This window comes from Rhodanobacter sp. K2T2, from assembly GCF_013408815.1.
Lineage (GTDB): Bacteria > Pseudomonadota > Gammaproteobacteria > Xanthomonadales > Rhodanobacteraceae > Rhodanobacter.
In genome coordinates this window covers 153,255-179,406 of sequence record NZ_JACCCA010000001.1, presented here as the reverse complement: position 1 = coordinate 179,406, position 26,152 = coordinate 153,255, and the positions used below count along the sequence as shown (strand labels likewise).

Sequence of the window (26,152 nt, the reverse complement as noted above, 5' to 3'; positions counted from 1 at the left end):
GGCGCGGCGCGAGGCACGAGGAGATCGTGAACAGGCTTTTAGTTCTTCGGTATGCCGGCCGCTGTTCGGCAGTCAATTGCCGCCATGCGCAGGTGCCCGCTCAAAACAGTGTTCGACGACCCAGCTTGCCGGTTTTATCTCGCCGTCGGGGCCGAACGTGAGCGGTCGTTCCGCGAGAGGGCCGCTGGTGGCCGTGGCACCGGTGCGGTGTGGCGTATCCAAAACCCCCCAGGTGATAATCGTCGACACGGAACGCGTGGCAAGAATTAGGTCGAGGTAACGTTTGTAGGTCTCGGCGACGATCGCATCGCGAGCGGCCGTCGAGCCGGAGAGGCGACTGTCGTCAACGTCCAACTCCGTCACATAAACGGACAGCCCGAGATCCCGTATGGCCCAGATGAAGCGCGAAAGCCCGGGTCCGAAGCTGTGTGTCTCGCCAGCGCGCAGATGGGACTGGATACCTAGCGCGTGCACGGGCACACCGCGTTTCTTGAATCTCGCCAACATCGCGAGTACGGCAGCACGCTTGCTTTCCCCGTCGGGCGTGTCGTTTTCCAGGCCGTAATCGTTATAGCAAAGCATCGCGTCGGGATCGGCCTGGTGCGCGGCTCGGAATGCCGTGTCGAGATAGCGTGGTCCGAGCATCTGATACCAGAACGCATTACGCAGGCCATCGGGTTGACCGTCCTTCAGCTGAATGGCTTCGTTGACGACATCCCATGAGCTGACCCGGCCTCGGTAACGACCGGCGACTGTGCGAATGTGGGCGGTCAGCACCGCTTCGGCATTGGCCGGCGTGACAGTCCGGTAAACCCAGTCGGGCAACGCCCGATGCCAGCAAAACGTATGTCCACGCATGCGCTGACCGTGGGCCTGCGCAAAGTCGGCAATGGCATCGGCCGGCGCAAAGTCGTAGCGTTCCGGCTCGGGATGGACCGACTGCCACTTCAGCGCGTTCTCGGGCACCACGATACCTGCCTGACGAGCGACGACATCGCGATAGGTCGCGTCGGTATTCAGCTTTGCCGGGTCGAGCGCAAAGCCGAACTGGATGCCTTTTTTGGCGGCCAGCTGGCGCAGCGGCACGAAGGGCGCGCCAGCAACCGACAGGCGAATGCCTGCGACTGGGATGCACGCTAGCGCACGAAGGGTTGTCGCCATGAAACGGCGACGACTTGCTGAGTCCATAAGTTGAGCCCTCATCGCAGAACGAAGCGGATAAGCCTCTCGCCAGCGCTGGTTGAAGCGCTTGAGTTTAAGTGGAGGCGATGGTTCGTTCGATAGGAACGAATGGCGATGATAGGCCGCAAGCTTGCGCTGCCATTCGGGCGGCCGGTGCAGAGGCTGCGGGGTCGCTGAGGCCTCTTTGGGTAAGTATGCTTCTCGTCGTGTGGGAGCATTGGCCGGCGATCCGATAACAGCTCACCCGATGGGCTTTTTAGAACTATACGAGCGAAAGGCGTCGCGAGTTGTCGAATATGCGTATCCGCTTTCAGGCGATAGCGCGGCTGGATCGTGCCGCGGAACATATTGGGATGATCAAGTCATGTAGTTTGAGCTGGCACGAATAGCGTGGATATGGACCCTGAACAAATAAGATTTTTCGGCGCGTTATCCATCGGATGGATGGCTCTGGTCAGCTTAGGCGATGGGTAGCATTTTTTTCGATATTTGTGTCGTTATGATTGGTATGCGTATTGGTCGATCTTTTCCGATGCGAGTCTGGCAAGTGCGACGAGCTTGTCTTGCTGCTCGGAGGCTATCGAACGCGGATGTCGGTCGAGAACGCAAAGCGCCCCTAGTGGATATCCATCGGCGTCGCGTATGGCAATCCCCGCATAAAAACGTATCGAAGGTTCTTCCGTGACCAGCGGATTGCTGCTGAAGCGTTGATCCAAGAGGGCATCTTCGACAACGAAGATGCCCTCTTGCATGATCGTGTAATTGCAAAATGCCCAAGCTCTCGGTGTGTCAGTGACAGTCAGGCCGTGACGTGCTTTGAACCACTGCCGATCGGATGAGAGAATGGTGACAAGAGCGATCGGCATCTGAAGTAATTCGGCGGCGGCAATGACAATGTCATTGAGTTCATGCTGCTCACCGCGGGTCAAGACGTGAGACTTTTCCAATGCGCGCAGACGGCTCTCCTCATTAGTAGGAACAGGGTACGTGAGCAATCCTGTTTCTTGTCGTTGCGGCGGCAACGATATCGCCTCCAGTAGTTGTTCCTGACTGTGAGTAGGGGGGAGGACTTGCATTCGAGGATGGTCTCCCACGTCGATCTTGATTTGTTCCAGGTGCATAGTCGTTATAAGGACGATCCGCGCATGCGCGAGTGGGCGCGATTGGAGTATCCGCCTGAGCATGGCCAGGCGACCCCAATCAGAGTGCGCGATTTCAATGATGAGAACGTCCGGCTTTTGATGACCCGCTTCGATAAGAAACGACAGCGCATCGCCGCATGTCGTAATACGGGCATTTGGAACAAGCCTCAATAATTCCATGGGCTGCAATCCCGATTCTCCATCCGTCAGGACGAGTAGCGGGATGACGGCTTCGTCGTTGCGTGCGATCAATCGCTCGCGCAAGGCAAGCACCGCACTTCGCCTCACTCGTCGGTGTCCGCCTGGTGTCTTCCACGAGTCGATAACGTCCTGCTCGATCCAGGTTTGGACTGTACGAATCGAAACGCCCAGTAAAAGCGCCGCTTCACCGGTGGTGAGGATGGGATCGTCCATAAGGCATCTCGGTTGGCGGAGGTCGGCAGATCGTACGTCTGAATTCGGTAAATATGTAGAATTTTCAGATAAAGATGGAAAATTCGAAATTCGAGAGAGGCAGTCTGTCGTCATGTAAATGAATAACCTATTGTATTTCATAGGCATATATTTCATTGGCGCGCTGGTGTCGACTTGGCTAGATCGTGCCAGGGTTTCTATCTGGCAAAAATTAAAGTTCGTGCTTGCTCTGCCGACATAGGCATCAGCGCGGCAATTGAAGATGTCCAGAGCCCATGCACCATGCACCGGCATGCGAGAAGAAACATGCAGATAGAAAAGTCAGGCTGTCCCGAGCAGTACGTCGGTAGACAGCCGATTCTGGATGCCGGTGGTCGGCTGGTGGCCTATGAGCTTCTTTTTCGTAACAGCTCTCAGAACGATGCTCGTATCACGGACGGTGTCATAAGCACGATGGCCGTCATTGGGGCGTCGCTCGGCGAGTTGGGTCTTGGCGATGTGCTAAACGGGAAAGATTGTTTTCTCAATTGCCCGGATGAATTTTTTTACTCGCCAGCTTTGAAATTACTTCCGCCGGAGCGCTTTGTGCTTGAGGTGATGGAAACAAGTGCGCTTGGCCCCGAACTCCATTGCGTATGCAATCGTCTGCGTGAGGAGGGTTTCAGGATCGCGTTGGACGACGTAACCGCCTATACCCCGGACGTGGAGCGAATGCTTTCGGCTGTCGACATTGTCAAAGTCGACTGGAAGTACACGGTTCCGAGCGAGCGGGCCGCATTGTGTCGCGTGTTCAAACAAGCTGGGGTGCTCGTTCTCGCTGAAAAGGTGGAGGTTTGGCAGGACTTCCATCTTGCCTTGGATGCCGGGGCTTCGCTGTTCCAAGGTTATTACTTCAGTCGTCCGGAGGTGCTTAGTTCGAAAGCGATCCCTCCTACCGTGGGCGCCGTACTCGAGATTATGCAGATGCTGTTGGAGGATGCGCCATACCGGCATGTCGCCGCTGCGCTGCTGCGCATCCCGGCGTTATTGGCGCAACTGCTGCGGCTCGCTGCCAGCGGGGCCACTCCGTCAAGGCGGACTTCGCGATTCGAATCGGTCGACGATGCATTGCTGCTCGTGGGAAACGATCGACTGATGCAGTGGTGTGCTCTTCTGCTTTATTTGAGCCATCTTCCCGATGGCGATGATCCGTTGGCCCACATGGCGACTCAGCGCGCCATCATCATGGAGAGGTACATCGTTTTTCATCATCCAAAAAATCCACGTCTTCAACGTAGAGCCCACTTGGCGGGAGCCCTCTCATTGCTGCATGTGGCGTATCAATGCGAGGCGGAAATGTTTTGGCGGGGGCTGTGGCTCGACCAGGAAATCCGTGACGCCGTCCTTGCGGAGCGCGGCCCTATTGGGGACGCGCTCATGTTCGTTCGCCGCTGCGAACATGGCGATTTGTCCCACTATGCCAGCCCGGTTCAAGCTGAACTATGAATGCCGCAGCATTCGTTGAATGAGTCAGAAGGCTGCGAATGAGATTGTTTCCTCTCGCTTAAAAGCGCTTTTCACGACGAGTTTTATCGGACTTACGCTTTTGGGTTCGATGAATAATCACATTTCTCGATAGGCGAAGGCGATCGAGCTGATTTGCACGCGCACGCACAAGGGCGCCATGTAGCAGCGAAAGTCGTGGGCCGTTTACGGGCTCGGCACTCGCCTGCGACCAGGCATCGCGTATCCATCGGTTGCTTGAGGGTAGCGGGGAAATACTCGCTCAAGTTTTGAACGAGCCTGCCGAAAGCATGGTTGAGCGCGCCACGGATAGGCGGTCTACAGAGAGCTAGACTCGAGCTCACCTGGCGCTGTGGTCGTCGATAGGTTGGAGCGGTTCTTTGCGTGAAACAGGTACTTCAACCGATATTTCCCTAGCAGGCGATGATCTCGGGATTCACTGGGAAAGTGGCGCACACGCGTCTTTCGCTCAGCCCAAAGCAACGATGGAGGCAGCATGAACGGACGCGTTCAATCAGGCCGATCGAAGCCTCGTTGTCGATTCGATACCTGTTGATGCAGATGGTCGCCGGCGGGGGCGATATCGCGTCTCAGACAAGTTACCTATACAGGGGAAATTGATGAAATCCGCAAAATTCACGGTAGCCCAGCGGCTTGCTGGAGCCTTCGGCATGGTGGTTATCGTGGCCTTGGTGGGAGGCTGGATATCGGTAGTCAACTTTGCCAAGTTGAACCAGGCCAACGACTGGAATGTACACAGCTACAAGGTACTCAGGCACAGCGACGACATGCTGACCCAGATGGTCAACATGGAGACGGGCATTCGCGGCTATGTCGCCTCGGGCGAAGAGCGTTTTCTCGAACCCTACAATGCCGGCAAACGCCAGTTCGATATTTCCTTCGACGACGTCAAGGCGCTTACCGCCGACAATGTGGCGCAACAGCAACGTCTTGCGAAACTCAGGGAGTTTCACACTGCAATCGAGCAAGTGGATCAGAAGCTGATCGACATGCGCAAAGGTGTGTCGGCGGGCTCAACGACTACTCAAAGCCTGATCGATTATTTCAAGGAAGGTCACGACAAGCAGGCCATGGATGCCTACCGGGCGCTGGCGACGGAGTTCAACAACGCAGAAGAAACCCTGTTGGCAAGTCGCTCGGATCTGGTCGTAGAGTTAAGCACTTCGACCAAGTGGTGCCTGTCGTTGGCTGCGTTGATGACCGTCCTTTTGTCGGCAGGACTGGGCACCTGGATCACCCGCTCGATTGTGCGCGCGCTCGGCGGTGAACCGGATGTGGCCGCTGCGGCGGCAAGCGAAATTGCCAGTGGCAACCTGGTCGCCGCCATACCGCTGACGCGCGGCAACGCCACCAGCCTGATGGCATCGCTCGAGGCAATGCGTATTCAACTGAACACGATCGTGCGTGAAATCCAGTTTTCCAGCGAAGCGATCACCGTGACGGCGGGACAGATTGCCCAGGGAAACACCGATCTCTCGCAACGCACCGAAGAGCAGGCGGCATCGCTGGAGGAAACGGCGGCCAGCATGGAGGAACTGAGCGCAACCGTGCGGCAGAATACGGGAAATGCGAGCCAGGCCAATTCGCTGGCGGTCAGCGCCTGCGATGTGGCAGCCCGCGGCGGTCAGGTCATGGGTCAGGTCACGGCCACCATGCAGGAGATCTCGCAGAGCTCGGACAAGGTCGCCGAAATCATCGGTGAGATCGAAGGCATTTCATTCCAGACCAACATTCTTGCGTTGAACGCCGCGGTGGAGGCCGCCCGGGCGGGTGAACAGGGGCGCGGATTTGCGGTCGTGGCCACTGAAGTCCGTTCGCTCGCGCAGCGCAGCGCGACCGCCGCCCGAGAAATCAAAGAGCTGGTGAGCCAATCCGTCGAACGCGTGGCGCACGGTTCGGAGCAAGTCTCCCTGCCCGGCGCGACCATGGATGAGATCGTCGGGGCCGTCAAGCATCTAACGAGCCTCATCGGCGAAGTCGCAGCGGCATCCAGAGAACAAGGCGCCGGCATCGAACAGGTCAACGTGGCGGTGAGTCAGATGGATGCGGTCACCCAGCGGAACGCGGCGCTTGTCGAAGAGAGCGCCGCCGCGGCGCAGTCGATGGCCGGGCAGGCGAGGAGTCTGAGGGACGCCATTGGAATCTTTCAGGTCGAGGTCGGTCAGGTCGAGGGCACTCGCGTTCGCGAAAAGATCGCCACTGGCAGGCCCAGCGTCAGCCCTGTTGCATTGCCGGCGTGAGGTGACCTGTTCGAGGCGGTCGCTCGCCGCCTCGGTCAGGAAGGGCACCATCGAGGACATTGCGGACGCCGTCCGAAACGGCGGTTATCCTAGCGGTATACGCGGGATTGCAATCGACGTCGTATGGGCGTGCTTTCACCGCTTCGGGCCGCCCATACAAACACCGGCAGGCTGACATTCGTCGATGCCGATGGAAATCCGATCGCCATCGTCGCGCCGCGTGGACTGGCCGGCGGAGGAGGCTCCTTTACGAGTGAGAGTCACGGTAAACTGTTGGCTAACGATCTTGGACAACGGGTACGGACGGGGACTTCGCCTTTCCGGCGGCGGTTGGCGAAAATCGTCAAGGCGTCTGGAGATATCCCGCACTTCAACGTGTCAGTGTAAGTACTGCCTCGCTCCAGGTGCGTCATCCATCAGCGATTGCCCACTCTCATGAATGAAGATGTCATTGCCGTCGACCCGATTGCCGCGTTCAGCGTCGACGACATGCTCCACATGCGTCGTGCGTTGCAGCTGGCCGAGCACGCGCGCGATGCCGAAAACGAGGTGCCGGTAGGTGCCGTACTGGTGCTTGACGGCGATATCGTGGGACTGGGCTGGAATCGCAATATCACCTTGCACGATCCCACGGCGCATGCGGAAATTCAGGCGCTGCGCGCTGCCGGCGAAAAGCTCGCCAATCACCGACTGTCTGGCGCCACGCTTTACGTAACCTTGGAGCCTTGCTCGATGTGCGCCATGGCGATGATTCATGCGCGGGTAGGGCGAGTGGTCTACGGCGCGGCCGATCCCAAGACGGGTGCCGCCGGCAGCGTGTTCGATACGCTGGTGTCGGAGAAGCACAATCATCGCGTCGATGTCGGCGGTGGTCTGTTGGCGGAGGAATCGGCCACGCTGCTGCGCCAGTTTTTCAGGGCCCGTCGCTAGGCTCGACTAAAGAAACGACAGCGCCTGCGCGCAGGATGCATCGACCTTCAGGGTGAGCAAGGAATCGGCCCGCGTGCGGCCCTGATTGACGGCAGCGATGGGCTTGCCAGCCTTCGCCGCAGCATGCGCGAAACGATAGCCCGAATACACCATCAGCGACGAGCCGACGATCAGCATGGCGTCCGCCCTATCCAAGGCTTGCATGGCCAAGTCGACGCGATCGCGCGGTACGTTTTCGCCGAAGAACACCACATCAGGCTTCAACATGCCGCCGCAGTGAGGGCAATCGGGCACGTTGAAACCGGAAAAATCCTGCATCGGCACGTCCGCGTCGCCGTCGGGCGCATCCAACGCATCGATATGGGCCCAGTCGGGATTGAGCCGCAGCAGTTCGGTCTGGAATTCGCCACCGCGGGGCTCGCGTCGTTCGCAGCGGAGGCAACGGATCACGTCCATGCGTCCGTGCAGGTCGATCACCTCGCGGCTGCCGGCGGCCTGGTGCAGCCGGTCCACGTTCTGGGTCAATAGCAAAACCAGCTTGCCTTGCTGCTCGAGCGTGGCGAGCGCGCGATGCGTATCGTTCGGATTCGCCCTGCCGAAGCGTCGCCAGCCGACCAGGTTGCGCGCCCAGTAGCGTTGCCGCGTTGCGTAGCTGCCGACGAACGCTTGATACGTTACCGGTGGCGTGCGTTTCCATTCGCCGTTGGCGTCTCGATAGTCGGGGATGCCCGAGTCCGTGCTGCAGCCGGCGCCGGTCAGCACAAACAACCGTTCATGCGTGCCGATAAAGTCGGCCAGTGGCGTGTTGACTGCCGGATGGTTATGTAATGAAGCCGTGCCGAGCAATGCGCGTACTCCGGTGATATGGATGGCCGACTCGTTGCGATATTAAGACGAACGCAGCGAGGATTCAGTGACCTCCGGCGTCGCTGCCGACCACTTCGGGCCACTCCTGCGGCACCTTGCGGATATCGGAAACCTTGTAACCCATCGCGGTCACGCGGGCCACCATCGCATCGTAGTCCGCCTGCGGGATGGTCGGCGTGCGCGCCATGATCCACACATAGTCGCGCTTGTCGCGCGCGATGATAGTCTCGCTGTAATTGTCGTCGAGGTACGCAATGACGTACTGCGCCTTGATCGGCCAGACGATCTGCACGCCCCATACGGCGTTGTGGGTGTTGGGCGTCACGAAACCGGTGGACTTGATCGTCTTGATCGGGTTGGTAAACGCGCTGTTGCGATAGCGAAACACGGTGTCGATATGGCCGTTCGGCGCCAGCGTGTAGGTTTCGACGGCGTTGAAAGCCTTTTTCTCCAGCGCCGAAGGAATCGACGCGATCACGTACCACGGCCCCATGAAGCGCTGCAGGTCGACCTTGTCGACCGGTTTGATCGGCGCCATGTCGGCGGCCATAGCGGTGACGGACGTCAGCGCAAGCACGCAGCTGAACAAAAGTGTGCTGGAAAAACGCATGTAGTACTCCGCAGTGGGTTTGGCAGCGGCGATCCAGCGCGGATCGCACGCGTATCAGGGACGGACGAACCGATAGTGGGCAACCAGCCATTCCTGGCCGTTGTCGTAGCCGAAGAGTTCGGCGCACGACATCCAGAACATCCGCCAGCGCTGAAACCACAGTGCAGCCGCCTTGGCGCCGTACGCTTCGGTCAGCGTCGCCATCACCGACTCCTTGCGCGCATCCTGGTTGGCCAGCCAGTGATTGGCCGTGCGCTGGTAGTGCGTACCGTCGACGTGCCAGCGCTGCTCGATCTTCAGATCGCGCTGGAACCACAGCAAGGTATCCGAGGCGGGCATCAGGCCGCCGGTGAAGAAGTGCCGGCCCATCCAGTTGTCGTCACCTTCGGTCTCGAACGGATACATCAGCGTCTTGTGCGCAAAGATATGCACGAACAGCTTGCCGCCGGGTTTGAGCCAGCTGGATACGCGGCCGAGCAGGGTTTCGTAGTTGCGCATGTGCTCGAACATCTCGATCGATACGCAGCGGTCGAACTGCGCGGCTTCCAGCTCGAGCTGATTCACGTCCTGCGTGATCACCCGCACGTTGGACAAGCCCCGCTTCGCACACTGCGCTTCGATGTGCTTGCGCTGCGGACTGGAGTTGGAGACGGCGGTGATCCGTGCGTTCGGATATTTTTCTGCCATCCACAGCGTGAGCGATCCCCAGCCGCAGCCGAGCTCGAGAATCGTCTGGCCATCGGCCAGCTCGGCACGCTGACCGTACAGCGTCAGCATGGCGTCCTCGGCCTGCTCCAGCGTTTCATCGCCACGCGGGTAATAGCAGCCCGAGTACTTCAGGCGCTTGCCCAGGCACTGCTCGAAGAACGCGGGCGGCAGTTCGTAGTGCTGTGCGTTGGCGGCATCGGTGTGGATGGCCACCGGGCTCTGACGCAGCATGTCGATGCGCTCGGCGTAGCGAGCAGCCTGCGCATCGAGTCCACCGGCCAGCTCCTCGCGCAACCGCTGCGCGCACATGCGGCGGATACCCTGGCGCAACAGCGCATCGGGAAGATGGCCGCGTTCGGCCAGGCCCAACAATCCGGGGGCAGGCTTTTCCTGCGGCAGTTCGGCGGCGGCGGATTGACTCATCGTTCGGTCCTCTTGGGAAACCAGGGAAACAGCATGGGGGTGGTGCGCTGGTAGTCGCGGTAATCCTCGCCGCGACTGCGCAAGGCGTGCGTCTCGGTGTAAGGAATGCCGCTGATCCAGCGCAGAAAGATGTACATCACCAGCGGCCCGGACCACGCCAGCCAGAAGCGTGTCGAACCCACCGCCAGGCAGACGTAGGCGAACCAGTGGATCCATTCGAAGAAATAATTCGGGTGGCGCGAATAGCGCCAGAGTCCGGCACGGCAAGTGCGGCCGCGGTTCGCCTCATCGCTGCGAAACCTGGCCAGCTGCGCGTCGGCGATCGCTTCGCCGATCACGCTGATCAGCCACACGATAAGACCGGCCGCGATCCAGCCGCCGAACGTTTCCGGATTGTGCGCCACCGACAGAAACGGCAGCGAAAACAGCACGATCAGGAACGCCTGAAACTGAAAGAACAGGAAAAAGTACAGCTGGTTGCCGTTCCAGTGTTCGCGCAGATGGCGATAGCGGCCGTCTTCCGGCTCGCCGCTGACGCGCTTCCACAAATGGGCTGCCAAACGCATGCCCCACAAGCCGCCGAGCACGGCCATGACGACCCGCGGCCACGCGGCGCCGTCGCCCAACATCGCGAACAGCACGGCGCTGCCGCCCACGCCGCACGACCACAGCACATCGACAATGCCGGCGTTCGAACGGGGACGCTGCCACATCCAACCCAGCGTCATCATCAGTGCGGCCAGTACCCACAGGCACAGCAGCTGGATCCAGGGATTCATGACGCATGTCCCTGCAGCCGCGCGGTCGACGTCGGTGCAGCGGCGGGCGTACGACCGGACAGCCATGCCAGAATCGGCGTGGCGATCGCCCAGCCGGCCCCCAGAAAGAACAGCCCGCGCCAGCTGGGATCGGTAAACGTCACTACGTGAAAACCGCGGCTGGCGCTCATATAGGCCACCGGGCCACCGATGGCGCCGAACAGCACGGCAACCCACAGACGCTTCTGCAGATAAGCCAGGGAGATGGTGAAAGTGAGCGAAAACGTAGCCCACAGTGAAACGATCCACAGCGGCGCGAAGGATGGTGAGGGCCACGGTGCGCCGTAGTGCGCCAGACCGCTGTAGGCCAGGCCACCGTCGACCATGCAGCCCATCACGATGGCTGCGGCCATCAGGGAAAGATGGGTTTTTACGTGGCCGGTGAGGCTCAGCTGGATCGATGCGTAGATCAGCATGCCGACCAGTCCGGGCCACGGCAGCCCGTGCTCCGCGCCTATGACCGCGGCGAACCAGACCATCTGGTAACCGATCAAACAGGCCCAGAATTTCATGCGTTTGCCTTGGGAGCCGTATCCAGCGGCGGCAACAGGGACGGGCGCCGATTGTCCGGTTTAGCCAGCAGCAGATGCGAGACGCCGATCGAGCGTTCGCGGAAACCGCCTTCGCAGTAGGCGAGGTAAAACTCCCACATGCGAATAAAACGATCGTCGAAGCCCTGCGCGCGAACCTGGGCGAGTTGCGCCATGAAGCGGTGGCGCCAGGCCTCCAGCGTGCGTGCGTAGGAAAGTCCGAAATCTTCCATCTGTACCAGCGCCAGATCGGTGGTGCGCGTCTTGGCATCGAGCATGGCGCTGATCGACGGAATGAAGCTGCCGGGGAACACGTGGCGCTTGATGAAGTCCACTTCGTTGACCGCCTTGGCGTACCGGTGGTCTTCGATGGTGATGGCCTGCAGCAGCGCCAGGCCGTCGGGTTTCAGCAGCGAGCCGAGCTTGGCGAAATAGGTGTCGATGTACGGTGCGCCGATCGCTTCGACCATCTCGATTGAGACGAGCTTGTCGTAGGTGCCGATAAGGTCGCGGTAGTCCTCCAGCAGCAGCGTGACGTGCGCATTCAGGCCGGCAGCTTCGATACGCGCTTTGGCCAGGTCGTGCTGCTCTTTAGAGATCGTCGTGGTGGTGACGTGGCAGCCGTAATGCCGCGCGGCGTAGAGCGCAAAGCCGCCCCAGCCGGTGCCGATCTCGATCACGCGATCGGTCGGCTGAAGATCGAGCTTGCGGCAGATCCGTTCCAGCTTGCGCTGCGACGCCGCCTCCAGCGTATCGTCCGCACCGTCCCAGATCGCCGAGGAGTACATCAGGTCCGGCGACAGAAACAGCTCGAAGAAATCGTTGCCCAGGTCGTAATGCGCCGCGATATTGCGGCGGCTGCCGCTGCGCGTATTGCGCTGCAGTGCATGCCACGCGCGCATGGCCATGCCGCCCAGGCGCGCCATGCCGGTTTCCATGCCGTCGAGCAGATCGCGGTTGCGTACCAGCAGCTGGATCAGCCCGACGAGGTTGTCACAGCGCCACATACCGTCCATGTACGCTTCGCCGGCGCCGACGCTGCCGTTGGCTGCTACCGCGCGATAAAAGCCGGTATCGAGTACGTCCAGATGCACGACCAGATCGGTCGGCTCGTGTGCCGGCGTACCCAGTTCCACCTTGCCCAAGGCATCGGTAAGAACCAGGCGTCCGCGTCGGAGTCCGGCCATCTGTGCAAGCAGACGCTGGCGCAGAAAGCGTGCACCGGCAGACACGGTCGATGCATCGGAGCCCGGGGTGACAGTGGATTTGGCGACAGCGTTCATGCGGACCTCAAAGCGATTTCGGATGGTCGTAGACGGGATTGCGTTTCAGCCACAAACGAAGGGCCTGCCAGTGGATCGCGCTGACGACTCGTGCGGTCATCAGCGGATAGCGCCAGAGCACGCGCGCCAGCGACGCACCGGTCAAGGGGCGCCGGTGCAGGGTCAAGGTGGCGTCGAACTCGCGCACACCGTCGCGCAGTACGTCCATGTGCACGCGCAGATCGTCGCCCGGCGTGGTGAAGCGCCAGGCGTAGTCGCGCGCCATCGGCATAAAGGGTGAAACGTGAAAAACCTTGGGGAACATCCAGCCCAGCGCGCGCCCGTGCGCTTGCGCGCTATCGATCGACAGCACATACGCGTGCCGCTCGCGCCAGGGCATATTGGTGATCTCGGCGACGATGCACACCAGGGTCACACCGTCCTCGGCAAAGCAGTAGTAAAAGCTCACCGGGTTGAACGTGTAGCCGAAGTAGCGCAGATGCGTCAGCAGGCGAATCGGACCGGTCGGACGTTCGCCGGTGGCATGTTCCACGCGCTGGCGCACGGCGTCGGATAGCGACAGCTCGGTGGGGCCGAGATAATCCTGGCGGCGAAACTGCGCCACGTTGGATTTTTCGTTCGACCACAGCCAGCGCTGCTCGAAAACGCGATCGACCTCATCCAGATCCAGATACAGCTGCGCCATCCTGTAGTCGAAGCTGTGCGGGTGCGGTGCCATCCGACGATGACGCACCGTGCCCTCGTAGATGGCGCTCGCGAACGGCGCCGTCTCCTGCAAGCGCATGCTGGCGGGCTTGGCTGTCACGCGGGCAGGGCCTCTTCATTTCGTTCGATAGCATGCGAATGGACATTCGTATCGGACCAGCGCACGCCAAGGGATTCGGCCACTTCCACCGCACTACGCATGCCGTCTTCATGAAAGCCCCAGCCCCAGTACGCGCCGGCGAACCAGGTACGCCGCTTGCCCTGGATCTCGGGCTTGCGTGCTTGCGCAGCGACCGACGCCGTGCTGTAAACCGGATGGTCGTAGCTCATGCGACGCAGCACCTTGTCGGGGTTGATCGCATGCGTGCGGTTCAAGGTTACGACGAACGGTTCGGGTGAGTCGATGCCCTGCAGCAGGTTCATGCAATAGCTCACCGTGCATGCTTCGGACGGGTCGCGCGGCAGCCATGCGTTCCACGCCGCCCATGCCTTGCGCCGTACCGGCAGAATGCTGGCGTCGGTGTGCAGCACGGTGTCGTTTGTCTGGTAAGGCATGGCGCCGAGAACCGAGCGTTCGCGTTCGTCGGCGTCGGCCAGCATCGCCAAGGCCTGGTCGCTGTGGCAGGCCAGCACCACCTGATCGAAATGTTCGACGCCCGCGGTGCTTTCCACGTCGACGCCATCGGCACGGCGCGCGATCGAATGCACCGGACAGTTCAGCCGCTCATGCACGGACCACATGGCACGCAGCGCCTGGACGTAGGTAGACGAGCCGCCTTTGACCACGCGCCACTGCGGGCGATCGCTGACCTGCAGCATCTGGTGATTGGCCATGAACTGCACAAGATAGCGGGCGGGGAAACCCAGGATCTGCGTCGGCGGCGAGGACCACAGTGCAGACGCCATCGGCACCAGATGTTCGTCGCGGAAGGCATCGCCGTAGCGGTTCTGCTCGAGATAGTCGCCGAGCGTCATGGTGTTGTCCTGCTGCAAGAGCAGGGCAGGCGCCTCGCGATAAAAACGCATCAGGTCGCGCACCATGCCGATAAAGCGCGGCGACACGATATTTTTGCGCTGGCAGAACAGCGTATCCAGCGTGGCGGCGTTGTACTCCAGCCCGCTCGACTCGTTGTGCAGCGAAAAGCTCATCGTCGTGGGCTGCGAGGCCACGCCCAATTCGTCAAACAATCGCGTCAGCAACGGATAGTGCAGCGGGTTATGCACGATGAAGCCGGTATCGACCCGGTAATTGCGCCCGTGCAGGGTGATGTCGTGCGTATGCGTATGGCCGCCCAGATAGTCGCTGGCCTCAAACAGGGTGACGTCATGCTTGCGCGACAACAGCCACGCCGAGGCCAGCCCGGCAATGCCCGATCCCACCACGGCGATACGCATGGTCTAGCCCCGCGCCTTGGCATGAACCCACGCCGGCACCGGCTTCAGCCCATGCACCAGTCCGATTGCCGACATCAGCTTCAGGCCGTACCAGGTGATATCGATTTCCCACCAGCGAAAGCCCTGGCGGCTGGAGCCGGGAAAGTAGTGGTGGTTGTTATGCCAGCCTTCGCCGAAGGTGATCAGCGCCAGCCAGAGATTGTTGCGGCTGCTGTCCTTGGTTTCGAAGCGACGCGAACCGAAGCGGTGCGCCAGCGAGTTGATGGTGACGGTGGCATGGAACAGCACCACGGTGGAAACGAAGAAGCCCCAGATCAGCATCTGCCCGCCGCTGGTGCCCAGCTGCGGCGCCACGTGATGCAACAGCACGCCGAGGAAATACATCGACACCGCCAGCAGCACCGGCACCAGCGTGTCGTAGCGGTCGAGCACGCGCAGCTCGGGAAACTTCGCCAGGTCCGGCACGCGCGAGATATCGGTCTGGAAGTTGCGTGGGGTCAGAAACCAGCCCACGTGGCTCCAGATAAAGCCGTAGACGTTCGGCGAGTGCGGATCGAGCTCGGTATCGGCATGGCGATGATGATGGCGATGATGCGCCGCCCACCACAGCGGCCCGCGCTGCACGCAGGAGGCGCCGATCAGCGCAAAAATGAACTGGACTGCTCGTGACGTGCGGAACGTGCGGTGGGAAAAATAGCGATGGTAGAAGCCGGTGATCGCGAACATACGTACGGCGTAGAGCGCTGCCGCCACGATCAATGCTACCGGCGAAACGCCGACCCAGATCACTGCGATGCAGGCCAGATGCATCGCGATGAACGGCGTGGCGCGCAGCCAGTCGATGCGGTCGGCCCGCTCGTCGTCCACGCTCACGATAGCCGAGGTATCGAACCACGCACGCAGCTGCCGGACGACCCAGGAGCGTTTTTCCGTTGGCATCGGCCTACCCAGCGGCTTGGAGTCCACGCCGTCGGGGCAGGGCATCGAAACGGATTTGGAAAATGCCATGAAATTCTGCCTGTCTTACCTGTGGCTATACGTACGAACCGGCATGCCACTCGGATGCATGGCAAATCTGCGCAATCGCTGTCGTGTTGCCCCCGACGACCGGCCTTGTCCACGCCGCGGTGCGGGTGGAGATGCGGGATGCTGTCGTCCCGACCGAGACTACATCGTCGCAGGATGCGCGCGAACTATCAGTGATCTTTCCCGGACTGATAGGCTGCCAAAGCGTTCTCGCGGGATTCCGCCAGATCCACGATCGGCGACGGATAGCCGCTGCGCCTCAAGCGGTCGGGATCTTTCCAGGGCTCATGCAAGAGATCGCGAGGAAAATCCGCCAGTTCCGGCAGCCAGCGTTTCAGATAGACGCCTTCAGGATCGAATTTTTTCGACTGTGTCACCGGATTGAACACGCGGAAATACGGTGCGGCGTCGGCGCCGCAGCCGGCCACCCACTGCCAGCCGAGCGTGTTGCTGGCCAGGTCGGCATCGACCAGGGTGTCCCAGAACCAGCGCTCGCCCTCGTGCCAGTGCTGGCGCAGGTTCTTGGTCAGAAAACTCGCCACGACCATGCGCACGCGGTTGTGCATCCAGCCGGTATGCCACAGTTCGCGCATGCCTGCGTCGACCAGCGGAATGCCGGTACGCCCCTGCCGCCAGCGTTTGAGCAGGGCTTTATCCGGCGGGTTCCAGCGAAAGTCCCTGAAGCGCGGATTGAAGTTTTCGGTGGGCGTCTTGGGAAAGTGATAAAGCAGATGGTAGGCAAACTCGCGCCAGCCCAGCTCGCGCAGGTAAGGCTCGATATCCGACCGCTTCTTGGTATCCGTGCGCTTGACGTGGTTGGCCAGCGCGAAGTGGATCTGCCGTGGAGAGATTTCGCCGAAGTGCAGATGCGGCGAAAGCCGTGAGGTGCCGTGGCGGGCGGGCAGGTCGCGCGCATGCGCGTAATCGGTGACCGCATCGTCGCAAAACAGATCCAGCATCTGCGCCGCGCCATACTCACCGGGCTGCCAGTGTTCGGCAAATCCGGCATCCCAGGAAAGGGTCGGCAGTAGCCTCAGCGCTTCCAGATCCAGGTTGCCGGATAGCGCCTTCCAGCCTCGTATGGCCGGTTCGGGCAACGGTTCGGCCGGGCTGATCTGCGTGCGTAGATTGCGCCAGTACGGCGTGAATACCCGATACGGATCGCCTTGCTGCGTGGCGATCTGCCACGGTTCCAGCCAGAGCGAGGCATTGTGGCTGTGCACGGCGACGCCCTGTTCCCGCAGCGCCGCCTTGACGCGGGTATCGCGCTCAATGGCGGCCGGTTCGTACAGTCGATTCCAGTACACCGCCTCGGCGCCGCTTTGCTTGATCAGTGCCCGCAGGCAAGCCAGGCTGTCGCCTTGCGCGATATGTAGCCCCGCATGGTGACTGTGCAGCCGCTTCTGCAAGGAGGCCAGCGAATGGTGCAGCCACCACTGGCTGGCGGCACCGATGGCCCATGCGCCTTCTTCAGCCGGCGCATGGATATACACCGGCAGCACGTGCTCATGCGATGCGCATGCCGCGGCCAACGCGGGATTGTCGTTCAGGCGCAGATCGCGCCGGAACAGAACCAGGGCCGTGCTCATACGCCGCTCATACGCAACAGGGGACCTGCAAAGTCAGACGGACTTGCGCGCGGCGGCCGCGTTGATCGCTGCCACGCGCACCACGTGATCATGCGTTTCCGGCGAACCGCTGATGGCGCCCTTGGCGATCACCGCACCGGTCGGCTGACCGGTCGGCGAGCCGCCTACCGGTTCCACCGATACCGCCAGTGCGGCGGTCGGGCCCAGCTTTGCCAGCAACGACGGTTCCAGCGCGATGGTGGTCGGCGCATCGCGCTTGATCATGGCGACGGAAATCGGCTTGCCACCTGCGGGAATCAGCCACAGCTCGGGCGCCTTGCCGCTGGGCAAGGCCGACGGCGCGGCCGGTACGACGATCATGCGCGCACGATCCAGATCCATGGTGGCCGTCCAGCCGGTGACGCCGCTGTCCTGCTGGATGGTGGATACCATATAACCGGCCGGCGCTTTCGGCGACGAGGTTTCGGCCGTTGCCGGCGTGTTTTCGCGAGGCAGCGTGACGACAACCGCGAGCAGAGCCACCGCCACGGCGGTGGCTCCGATACCGAGCCAGTGCCATAGCGGCAGATTGTTCCAGAGTCCCTCGCTTTCGCGGCGCGGCGCGGCGGCCGTTGGCGCGTCCAGCCGCAGGTCGTCGCGAATTCTGGCCCAGACATAGGGCGCCGGCGTTACGCTGGCGATCTGCTCGCTGAGCGGCATCAGGCGCCGCTGCCACAGGGCGACCGCGGAGGCAGCCTCGTCCGTCGTCTGGACTTCCTGGGCGACCGCAGCGCGCGCGTCGGCGTCGAGTACGCCAAGCACGTACTCGGCATAGCGCAAGTTGTCGTTACCCTCGTCGGCTGGCGTATTCATTTTTCCAGGCATACCCGTAGTTGCATCAAGCTGCGACGGATCCAGCTTTTCATGGTTCCGAGCGGCACCTTGGAGCGCGTCGCCAGTTCGTTATACGTAGCGCCGGTGAAAAAAGCTTCACGGACCGAGTCGCGCTGTTGCGGTTCGAGTGCGTCCAGACACTTCTGCAGCCGGCCGTACTCCTGGCTCGTCTCCGCGTCGACCGCTGGCGTGGGCTGATCGTCCACTGCCTGCTCCAGCCGCGAGGGGTCGTCCACCAGCTCTTCGCGATGCTGGCGCAGCCGATCGATGGCCTTGTTGCGCGACAGCGTGATAAGCCAGGTGATGGCGCTGGCCTTGGCCGCGTCGAAGCCGGCGGCGCGGCGCCACACCGTGGTGTAGGTTTCCTGCAGCACTTCCTCGGCCGCGCTGCGGTCGCGCAGCATGCGCAGACACACGCCGAAAAGCTTGGACGACGTGCGCTTGTATAACTCGGCAAAAGCTTTCTGGTCGTTGCGTCCGGTTTGTATCAGCAGTCGATTTAGCTCTTCACGTTCAGCGGGGCTGGTGACGCTCATGGTTAAACGATCCTGTGTTCATGAAGAATCCGGCGCTCCGACAGGCAAATTCCGGCGGCCGAAGGCGATGCCCGCAGCATTTCCCTAGCATGAAGCGGCCACGCCGGGCTTGCAAGCCTGGGCAGCGTCACAGGCTTGCGAACACGCCAGCGCGAGCAGCTCTGTGGACTCGGCCGGCGGCCTTTTGCGATGGCTTCTCGCTAGACTGGCGGTCTGACCGGCTATCGAGCCGCCCGGGGATACGCCATGACCGACCGCCATGTTTGAACTCAAAGGCATGCTGTCGCTGCACGCCGGCGATCGGACGCTGGGCGGACTCAACCGTATCGAACTGCTGGAGAAAATCGGCGAAACCGGTTCGATCACCTCGGCGGCCCGCGCGGTCGGCATGAGCTATAAAGGCGCCTGGGACGCGATCGACGCGATGAACAATCTGTCCGACGAGCCGCTCGTGGTGCGGGTGGTCGGCGGCAAGCGTGGCGGTGGCTCGGAGCTGACTGCGCGTGCACAGCGGCTGATCGACGTATTTCGAGCCATGGAGCGGGAGCATCATCGCTTCATGCGAGAGCTCGGCGCTCTTAGCGATGTGTCGATCCGCGATATCGAATTGATGAGGCGATTCATGATCAAGACCAGCGCACGCAATCAGCTGTCCGGCACCGTGGTATCGGTGCAGAAGGGGGCCGTCAACGACGCCATCGAGCTGGAGATTCAGGGCGGACAGCGCATCGTTGCGACGGTGACGAGCGACAGCACCGACAATCTGGGGCTCGTGCCGGGCAAAGCCGCGGTGGCGCTGATCAAGGCATCGTCGGTCCTGCTGGGCATTCCCAGCGCGTCGATGAAGCTGTCGGCGCGCAACCAGCTGGCCGGCACGGTGAGTCGGATCACGCGCGGTGCAGTCAATGCCGAGGTGACGATTCAGCTCGACGGTGGCGGCGTGGTGGTGGCGATCGTCACCAACGACAGCGTCGACTCGCTCGGACTGATCGACGGGCTGGCGGCGATCGCCATCATCAAGGCGTCCAGCGTGATTCTCGGCACAACGGACTAGCTATTCCTTGCGGCGTCAACTGCCGGCAGCCATAGAGTCGCTGAAAATACGGCCGTCGCGAATCTCCAGCACGTGCTCGCCCAGCGCATCGACGTCGGCCGGATCGTGCGTGATGATCAACATCTGCAGATCGAGTCGCGATTGCAGCGCCGCCAGCTCGCTGCGCATGCGCACACGCAGCGGCGGATCCAGTGCGGAGAACGGCTCGTCGAGCAGCAAAATGTCGGGCTCGGCGGCTAGCGCGCGGGCCAGCGCCACGCGCTGTTTCTGGCCACCGGAAACCTGCGACGGGTAATGCGTCGCCACGGCGCCCAGCTCGAAGGCATCGATCCAGCGCGCTGCCGCTTCCGGCATCGACGACCGGCGCGGGTTGAGGATGCCGGTGCGCATGCCGAAGGCCACGTTTTGCGCCACGGTCAACTGAGGGAACAGCGCATAGTCCTGGAACAGATAGCCGACCTTGCGCACCTGCGGCGTCAGGTTGACTCCCTTCGCCGAATCGAACAGCACGTGCTGGTTGACCACGATACGGCCGTCGTCGGGCGTCAGCAGGCCGGCTATAGCACGCAGCGTCATGCTCTTGCCCGAGCCGGACGGCCCGTACAGAACAACGCGCCGACTGGTCGAGTGGAACGCCACATCCAGCTCGAAACGTCGATCGGTATCGGCCAGCAGGCGGCGGAAAGAAATGTCTACGGTCATGCGTCAATACACCCGCAGGCGCGAGCGATCGGGCATCAGCCGGCCGGCAATCAGCAGCACGACCACACAGGTGATCGATGCGACGACGACGAGAATATTGGCACCGCGGTCGTCGCCCGCCTGCACGGCGGCGTAAATCGCCACCGAGAGTGTCTGCGTGCGGCCGGGTAGGTTGCCGGCAATCATCAAGGTGGCACCGAACTCGCCCAGCGCGCGGGCAAAAGCGAGCAGTGCGCCAGCGGTGATTCCCTTCGACGCCAGCGGCAGCGAGACGCGAAAAAATACCGCACGCTCGGGCAGGCCCAATACGCGTGCGGCGCTCTCCAGCTGCGGGTCGACGTTTTCGAAGGCGGCGCGCGCGGCTTTCTGGATCAATGGAAAGGCCACCAGGGTCGAGGCGATCACCGCGCCCTCCCAGGTGAATACCGGATTGATGCCCCAGCGCTCCAGCCACGCGCCGAACACGCCGCGTCTCCCGAGCAGCACCAGCAGGTAGTAGCCCAGCACGGTCGGTGGCAGGACCAGCGGCAAGGTGAGCAGCGAGTCGACCAGATCGCGCAGCGGCGAGCGCCAGCGCGACAGTCCGAAGGCTACCGCGACCCCGAGCAGCAAATTCAACGCGGTCGCGCAGATCGCCACTTTCAGCGACAGCAGCAGTGGAAACCAGATGCCCATGGACCGCTGTCAGGGTTTGAGAAATCCGGATTTGGCCAACAGCTGCTGGCCCTCCGGCGACAGCACGAAATTCTCGAAGGCCTGCGCGTCGGCGACATGTTTCGACTGCGACACCACGGCGATCGGATAGCTGATCGGCGTCGGCGAGTTCAACCGCAGCGCGACCTTGACCTTGTCCTTCGCAATGGCCGCATCGGTGGCAAATACAAAGCCGGCATCGACCTCGTCGCGGGCCACGTAATCCAGGCTCTGCCGCACGTTGGCCGCCAGCACCGCCTTGGCCGAGACCGCCTGCCATGAACCATCCGCCTGCAGCGCGGCCTGGGTATAACGTCCTACCGGCACCGACGCGGGATCACCATAGGCAATCCGCTTGATCGATGGCTGCCCGAGGTCCTTCAGGCGAGTGATGGTCAACTGGCTGGCCGTCGGCACGATCAGTACCAGTTGGTTGGTAGCAAAATTTTTCCGCGAACCGTTCAGCAGCACGCCCTGCGACTGTGCCTTGTCCATCGCTTTCTGATCGGCCGAGGCGAACACGTCGGCCGGTGCGCCGTTGGCGATCTGCTGCAGCAGGACATCCGACGCCGCGAAGTTGAGCACTACCTTGGTGCCCGGGTGCTTCGTTTCATAAGCGGTGGCGATCGTCTTGAACGCATCGGTGAGGCTGGACGCTGCCGAGACAATCACGTCGCTGGCACTGGCACTGTTCGCCCAGCAAGCAGCGATGAGAGAGAGAGAGGCGAGCAGACGGCGAGGGCGCGGCGTAGGCATGTTTGTCCGAGGGGCGGGGATCGATCGATATATAGTTGACTACATAACGTCAGTTAAAAGTAGAGGGCGGGCGCAGATCCTGCCGCTATGTCTCGCTCTGGAAGAGCCAGCCGATATCAGCTGACGACAGCGGGGACGTTCATTCCCCTCACCGCCTCGCTCGCCAGCGGCAGCAGGCCCTGGCCGCCGTCGGTGACGAAGACTTTGAGTTGCCTGCGCATCACCGGGTCCCAGAAGCGGGTGAGGTGATCGCGCACGCCGGTCACGGCGGTGGCGTGGTCGGGCTCTGATGTGAAGTAGGTGGCGATGTCGTTGGCCATGGTGACCAGTCGTTCGATGTGCATCACGGTTCCTGCAAACGTTCGGACAGCTGATCGTCCAGCAGTCGATGGGGATGGGTATAGACGTTATGGCTGCCGGGACGGGCGAAGCCGATCAGGGTGATGCCGGCGCTGCGCGCCAGCTCGATCGCCAGCGCGGTGGGCGCTGAAATGGCCGCGAGCAGGGCGATGCCGGCGCTGGATGCCTTGGTGACCATTTCATAGCTGGCGCGACTGGTGACCAGCGCCATGCCGTTTTGTGGATCGATGCCGGCGTGGTGCATTGCACCGATCAATTTATCCAGCGCGTTGTGGCGGCCGACGTCTTCGCGCACCAGCACAATGCTGCCGTTGCGATTGGCCCATGCGGCTGCGTGCACGGCGCCAGTGGCCGCGTTGATCGGCTGCTGCGACTGCAGCTGGCTCAGGGCACGTTCCAGTGCGTTGCGCGTCACGGTGATGCCTGCGCTGACCGGCGGGCTGTGCCGTATCGCCTGTTCCAGCTCGCGCGTGCCGCAAATACCGCAGCCGCTGCGGCCGGGCAGCAGGCGCTCATGCTGATGGGCGAGATGTGCGCCGTGCGCTTGGGCATCGACCTTCATCGACAGCTGCATGCCTTCAAGCAAGGTCTGGACGTCCACCTGCAGGAGCTGCGTCGGTGCGGTGACCAGACCTTCGCTGAGCGAAAAGCCCAGCGCAAAGTCTTCCAGATCGTGCGGCGTCGCCATCATCACGGCAAAGCTCACACCGTTGTAGAGCATCGCGATCGGCATTTCCTCGGCGACGCAGTCATCCTCGTGGGTCGACTCGCCGTGCCGCCATCGATCGACCGCACGATGGACGAAGCCGGACGCTTTTTCCTGGCCATCCGGCATTGCTGGCTTACGCAGGCCCAAGCGTGCTGGCCGGTTGCGGCGCTGCCGACTGTTCCAGCAGCGACTGTTGCTCGTTGGAGAACGCGCGGAAGCGCTTCTGCCATTCGGACGGCTGCGACACGCGGGTCACCTGCACAGCGGTGACCTTGTACTCCGGACAGTTGGTCGCCCAGTCCGAGTTGTCGGTGGTGATGACGTTGGCGCCGGATTCGGGGAAGTGGAAGGTGGTGTAGACCACGCCCGGCTGCATGCGCTCGGAGACGAGGGCGCGCAGCACGGTTTCGCCCGAGCGGCTGGCGATACCGACCCAGTCGTCGCTGGCGATGCCGCGTTCTTCGGCGTCGTGCGGGTGGATTTCCAGACGATCTTCGTCATGCCACATCACGTTGGCCGTGCGCCGCGTCTGCGCGCCGACGTTGTACTGGCTGAGGATGCGGCCGGTGGTGAGGATCAGCGGGCGTTCGAGATTCACCTTTTCGCGCGTGGGCACGTACTCGGTCAGCATGAAGCGGCCCTTGCCACGCACGAACTCGTCGACGTGCATTACCGGCGTGCCGTCGGGATGCTCTTCGTTGCACGGCCACTGGATCGAGCCGAGCTCGTCGATGCGATCAAAGCTCACACCGTGGAAAGTCGGCGTCAGCGCCGCGATCTCGTCCATGATCTCCGAGGGATGCTCGTAGTTCATCGGGTAGCCCATGGCTTGCGCCAGCTTCTGGGTGATTTCCCAGTCGGCGTAACCGGCCTTGGGCGCCATCACCTTGCGCACGCGTGAGATGCGGCGCTCGGCGTTGGTAAACGTGCCGTCTTTCTCCAGGAACGAGCTGCCGGGCAGGAACACGTGAGCATATTTCGCCGTCTCGTTGAGGAACAGATCCTGCACCACCACGCACTCCATCGCGCTGAGCGCGGCGGTGACGTGCTGGGTATCCGGATCGGACTGGGCGATATCCTCGCCTTCGACGTACAAGCCCTTGAAGCTGCCGTCCATCGCGGCCTCGAACATGTTCGGAATGCGCAGGCCGGGCTCGTTGTAGAGCGGCACGCCCCAGGCTTTTTCGAACAGCTCGCGCGTGGCCACGTCGCTGACGTGACGATAGCCGGGGAACTCGTGCGGGAACGAGCCCATGTCGCAGGCGCCCTGCACGTTGTTCTGGCCGCGCAGCGGGTTCACGCCCACGCCTTCGCGACCGATATTGCCGGTGGCCATCGCCAGGTTGGCGATCGCCATCACCGTGGTGGAACCCTGCGCGTGCTCGGTGACGCCGAGCCCGTAATAGATCGCGCCATTGCCGCCGGTGGCATACAGGCGCGCGGCACCGCGCACGGCGTCGGCCGGCACGCCGGTCTGCACTTCCATCGCTTCGGGGCTGTATTTTTCCTGCGCGACGAAGTCACACCATTTGGCGAAAGCGTCGTCCTCGCAGCGCTGCGCGACGAATGCCTTGTCGACCAGGCCTTCGGTCACGATGACGTGGGCCAGCGTATTGAGCACGGCCACGTTGGTACCCGGCTTCAGCTTGAGGTGATAGTCCGCCTTGATATGCGGCGTGCGCACCAAATCGATGCGGCGTGGGTCGATCACGATGAGCTTGGCGCCAGCGCGCAGCCGCTGCTTCATCTGCGAGCCGAACACCGGATGCGCGTCGGTCGGATTGGCGCCGATGACCAGTACCACATCGGTCTTTTCGATGGAGTCGAAATCCTGCGTGCCGGCCGATTCGCCCAGCGTGGCCTTGAGGCCGTAGCCGGTCGGCGAATGGCAGACGCGCGCGCAGGTGTCGACGTTGTTGTTGCCGAAGCCGGCACGGACCAGCTTCTGCACCAGATAGGTTTCTTCATTGGTACAACGAGAAGAGGTAATGCCGCCGATGGAGTGGGTACCGTACTTGGCCTGCAGCCGCTTGAACTCGCTGCCGACGTGGGCGAACGCCTCGTCCCAGCTGACGATCCGCCACGGATCGGCGATATTGGCGCGGATCATCGGCGTGGTGATGCGGTCCGGATGGCTGGCGTAGCCGATCGCGAAGCGGCCCTTGACGCAGGAGTGGCCATGGTTCGCATGGCCGTCCTTGTTCGGCACCATGCGCACGATCTCTTCGCCCTTCATCTCGGCGCGGAAGCTGCAGCCCACGCCGCAGTAGGCGCAGGTGGTGGTGACGCTGTGCTCGGCCTGGCCCTTGTCGATCAACGACTTCTCCGACAGCGTCGCCGTCGGACAGGCCTGCACGCAGGCGCCGCACGAGACGCATTCGGAATCGAGAAAGCGGTTGTCCTGGCTGGCCGCAACCTTGGATTCGAAACCGCGGCCCTGGATGGTCAGCGCGAACGTACCCTGCACCTCGTCGCAGGCGCGCACGCAGCGCGAGCAGGCGATGCACTTGGACGGATCGAAGGTGAAGTAGGGGTTGGATTCGTCCTTCGGCGCGAACAGCGGGTTCGCTACCGGTGCGGCAGCACGGCCGTCGAGCGCGATCTGGCTGTCCTTGCTCGCCGGCATCTTGGCAAACACGTGATTCGCGCCTTCGTAACCGTAGCGCACTTCGCGCAGGCCGACCACGCCGGCCATATCCTGCAGTTCGCAGTGGCCGTTGGCCGGGCAGGTGAGGCAGTCCAGCGGATGGTCGGAGATGTACAGCTCCATCACGCCGCGGCGGATTTGTGCGAGTTTCGGCGTCTGCGTGCTGATCTTCATGCCGTCCGCCACCGGCGTGGTGCACGAGGCCGGATAGCCTTTGCGCCCTTCGATCTCGACCAGGCACAGGCGGCACGAACCGAATGCGTCGAGCATCTCGGTGGCGCAAAGCTTTGGAATATTGATTCCTGCCTGCGCCGCGGCGCGCATCACCGACGTGCCTTCCGGCACGTGGATGCTCTTGCCATCGATCTGCAGCGCAACGGTTTTCTCGGATACGGCTTTAGGTGTGCCGTAATCGATCTCGACGATGGACAACATG

Annotated in this window: 23 protein-coding genes and 2 pseudogenes; 5 read left to right on the top strand and 20 right to left on the bottom strand. The window is 62.1% G+C overall.

The window, feature by feature from the left end; translation table 11 throughout:
* Positions 1–72 precede the first annotated feature (72 nt).
* Positions 73–1,086, bottom strand: a complete 1,014-nt coding sequence (locus tag HDE78_RS00700) for an endo-1,4-beta-xylanase (protein WP_218861891.1) — start codon at positions 1,084–1,086, stop codon at positions 73–75.
* A gap of 593 nt (positions 1,087–1,679) precedes the next feature.
* Entirely contained in the window at positions 1,680–2,738 is a 1,059-nt protein-coding gene (locus HDE78_RS00695) for a helix-turn-helix domain-containing protein (RefSeq protein ID WP_179476607.1), read from the bottom strand.
* A gap of 306 nt (positions 2,739–3,044) precedes the next feature.
* Here HDE78_RS00695 and HDE78_RS00690 point away from each other — a divergent pair, with 306 nt between their 5' ends.
* The 4 genes and pseudogenes from HDE78_RS00690 (at position 3,045) to tadA (ending at position 7,432) form a co-directional block, all read left to right on the top strand.
* On the top strand, positions 3,045–4,223 hold the full coding sequence (locus HDE78_RS00690) for an EAL domain-containing protein (protein ID WP_179476606.1): 1,179 nt from the start codon (positions 3,045–3,047) through the stop codon (positions 4,221–4,223).
* Between the two features lie 638 nt (positions 4,224–4,861).
* Positions 4,862–5,389: pseudogene (locus HDE78_RS20900) on the top strand (CHASE3 domain-containing protein); the annotation flags it as partial.
* Between the two features lie 258 nt (positions 5,390–5,647).
* Positions 5,648–6,502 (top strand): annotated as a pseudogene (locus HDE78_RS00685) (methyl-accepting chemotaxis protein); the annotation flags it as partial.
* Positions 6,503–6,991: 489 nt separating this feature from the next.
* Entirely contained in the window at positions 6,992–7,432 is a 441-nt protein-coding gene (gene tadA, locus HDE78_RS00680) for a tRNA adenosine(34) deaminase TadA (RefSeq protein WP_218861947.1), read from the top strand.
* 6 nt (positions 7,433–7,438) lie between these two features.
* On the opposite strand, the gene HDE78_RS00675 is transcribed toward tadA, so the two are convergent.
* From HDE78_RS00675 to HDE78_RS00620, 12 genes are all read right to left on the bottom strand, one after another.
* The gene (locus tag HDE78_RS00675) at positions 7,439–8,230 is read right to left on the bottom strand and encodes an NAD-dependent protein deacetylase (RefSeq protein WP_255457590.1); all 792 of its coding nucleotides are present in this window, start codon (positions 8,228–8,230) and stop codon (positions 7,439–7,441) included.
* Between the two features lie 112 nt (positions 8,231–8,342).
* Positions 8,343–8,909: a lipocalin family protein gene (locus tag HDE78_RS00670; RefSeq protein WP_179476602.1), complete on the bottom strand. Its 567-nt coding sequence runs from the start codon at positions 8,907–8,909 to the stop codon at positions 8,343–8,345.
* Positions 8,910–8,963: 54 nt separating this feature from the next.
* Positions 8,964–10,040 carry a cyclopropane-fatty-acyl-phospholipid synthase family protein gene (locus tag HDE78_RS00665; RefSeq protein WP_179476601.1) on the bottom strand — a complete coding sequence of 359 codons (1,077 nt, stop codon included), beginning with the start codon at positions 10,038–10,040 and terminating at the stop codon, positions 8,964–8,966.
* Complete coding sequence (locus HDE78_RS00660; protein WP_179476600.1) at positions 10,037–10,819, bottom strand: DUF1295 domain-containing protein; 783 nt, start codon at positions 10,817–10,819, stop codon at positions 10,037–10,039. Before HDE78_RS00660 ends, HDE78_RS00665 begins: the two co-directional genes overlap by 4 nt.
* Positions 10,816–11,370 carry a DUF2878 domain-containing protein gene (locus HDE78_RS00655; protein WP_179476599.1) on the bottom strand — a complete coding sequence of 185 codons (555 nt, stop codon included), beginning with the start codon at positions 11,368–11,370 and terminating at the stop codon, positions 10,816–10,818. The genes HDE78_RS00660 and HDE78_RS00655 overlap by 4 nt, the downstream gene beginning before the upstream one ends.
* Positions 11,367–12,671 (bottom strand): cyclopropane-fatty-acyl-phospholipid synthase family protein, encoded by a 1,305-nt coding sequence (locus tag HDE78_RS00650; RefSeq protein WP_179476598.1) that lies wholly within the window; start codon positions 12,669–12,671, stop codon positions 11,367–11,369. The genes HDE78_RS00655 and HDE78_RS00650 overlap by 4 nt, the downstream gene beginning before the upstream one ends.
* 7 nt (positions 12,672–12,678) lie before the next feature.
* Positions 12,679–13,455, bottom strand: a complete 777-nt coding sequence (locus HDE78_RS00645; protein ID WP_179477090.1) for a DUF1365 domain-containing protein — start codon at positions 13,453–13,455, stop codon at positions 12,679–12,681.
* Positions 13,456–13,472: 17 nt separating this feature from the next.
* Positions 13,473–14,771 carry an FAD-dependent oxidoreductase gene (locus HDE78_RS00640; RefSeq protein ID WP_179476597.1) on the bottom strand — a complete coding sequence of 433 codons (1,299 nt, stop codon included), beginning with the start codon at positions 14,769–14,771 and terminating at the stop codon, positions 13,473–13,475.
* Positions 14,772–14,774: 3 nt separating this feature from the next.
* Positions 14,775–15,710, bottom strand: coding sequence for an acyl-CoA desaturase (locus tag HDE78_RS00635; RefSeq protein WP_179477089.1), 936 nt, complete (start codon positions 15,708–15,710; stop codon positions 14,775–14,777).
* A 257-nt stretch (positions 15,711–15,967) separates the two neighbouring features.
* Entirely contained in the window at positions 15,968–17,386 is a 1,419-nt protein-coding gene (locus tag HDE78_RS00630; protein ID WP_179476596.1) for a deoxyribodipyrimidine photo-lyase, read from the bottom strand.
* Between the two features lie 33 nt (positions 17,387–17,419).
* The gene (locus HDE78_RS00625; RefSeq protein ID WP_179476595.1) at positions 17,420–18,238 is read right to left on the bottom strand and encodes an anti-sigma factor; all 819 of its coding nucleotides are present in this window, start codon (positions 18,236–18,238) and stop codon (positions 17,420–17,422) included.
* Entirely contained in the window at positions 18,235–18,795 is a 561-nt protein-coding gene (locus HDE78_RS00620) for a sigma-70 family RNA polymerase sigma factor (RefSeq protein ID WP_179476594.1), read from the bottom strand. Before HDE78_RS00620 ends, HDE78_RS00625 begins: the two co-directional genes overlap by 4 nt.
* 259 nt (positions 18,796–19,054) lie before the next feature.
* Between HDE78_RS00620 and HDE78_RS00615 the strand changes: the two genes are divergently transcribed.
* Entirely contained in the window at positions 19,055–19,849 is a 795-nt protein-coding gene (locus tag HDE78_RS00615; RefSeq protein ID WP_179476593.1) for a TOBE domain-containing protein, read from the top strand.
* A 15-nt stretch (positions 19,850–19,864) separates the two neighbouring features.
* Here the strand turns inward: HDE78_RS00615 and HDE78_RS00610 are convergent, their stop codons facing one another.
* The 6 genes from HDE78_RS00610 to fdhF form a co-directional block, all read right to left on the bottom strand.
* Positions 19,865–20,551 (bottom strand): ATP-binding cassette domain-containing protein, encoded by a 687-nt coding sequence (locus HDE78_RS00610; protein ID WP_179476592.1) that lies wholly within the window; start codon positions 20,549–20,551, stop codon positions 19,865–19,867.
* A gap of 3 nt (positions 20,552–20,554) precedes the next feature.
* Positions 20,555–21,226 (bottom strand): molybdate ABC transporter permease subunit, encoded by a 672-nt coding sequence (modB, locus tag HDE78_RS00605; RefSeq protein ID WP_179476591.1) that lies wholly within the window; start codon positions 21,224–21,226, stop codon positions 20,555–20,557.
* A 9-nt stretch (positions 21,227–21,235) separates the two neighbouring features.
* Entirely contained in the window at positions 21,236–22,000 is a 765-nt protein-coding gene (gene modA, locus HDE78_RS00600) for a molybdate ABC transporter substrate-binding protein (protein WP_179476590.1), read from the bottom strand.
* Between the two features lie 116 nt (positions 22,001–22,116).
* Positions 22,117–22,344 carry a formate dehydrogenase subunit delta gene (locus HDE78_RS00595; RefSeq protein WP_179476589.1) on the bottom strand — a complete coding sequence of 76 codons (228 nt, stop codon included), beginning with the start codon at positions 22,342–22,344 and terminating at the stop codon, positions 22,117–22,119.
* Positions 22,344–23,216, bottom strand: a complete 873-nt coding sequence (gene fdhD / locus HDE78_RS00590; RefSeq protein WP_255457530.1) for a formate dehydrogenase accessory sulfurtransferase FdhD — start codon at positions 23,214–23,216, stop codon at positions 22,344–22,346. The genes HDE78_RS00595 and fdhD overlap by 1 nt, the downstream gene beginning before the upstream one ends.
* Positions 23,203–26,151 (bottom strand): formate dehydrogenase subunit alpha, encoded by a 2,949-nt coding sequence (gene fdhF, locus HDE78_RS00585; RefSeq protein ID WP_179476588.1) that lies wholly within the window; start codon positions 26,149–26,151, stop codon positions 23,203–23,205. The genes fdhD and fdhF overlap by 14 nt, the downstream gene beginning before the upstream one ends.
* Between the last annotated feature and the right edge of the window lies 1 nt (position 26,152).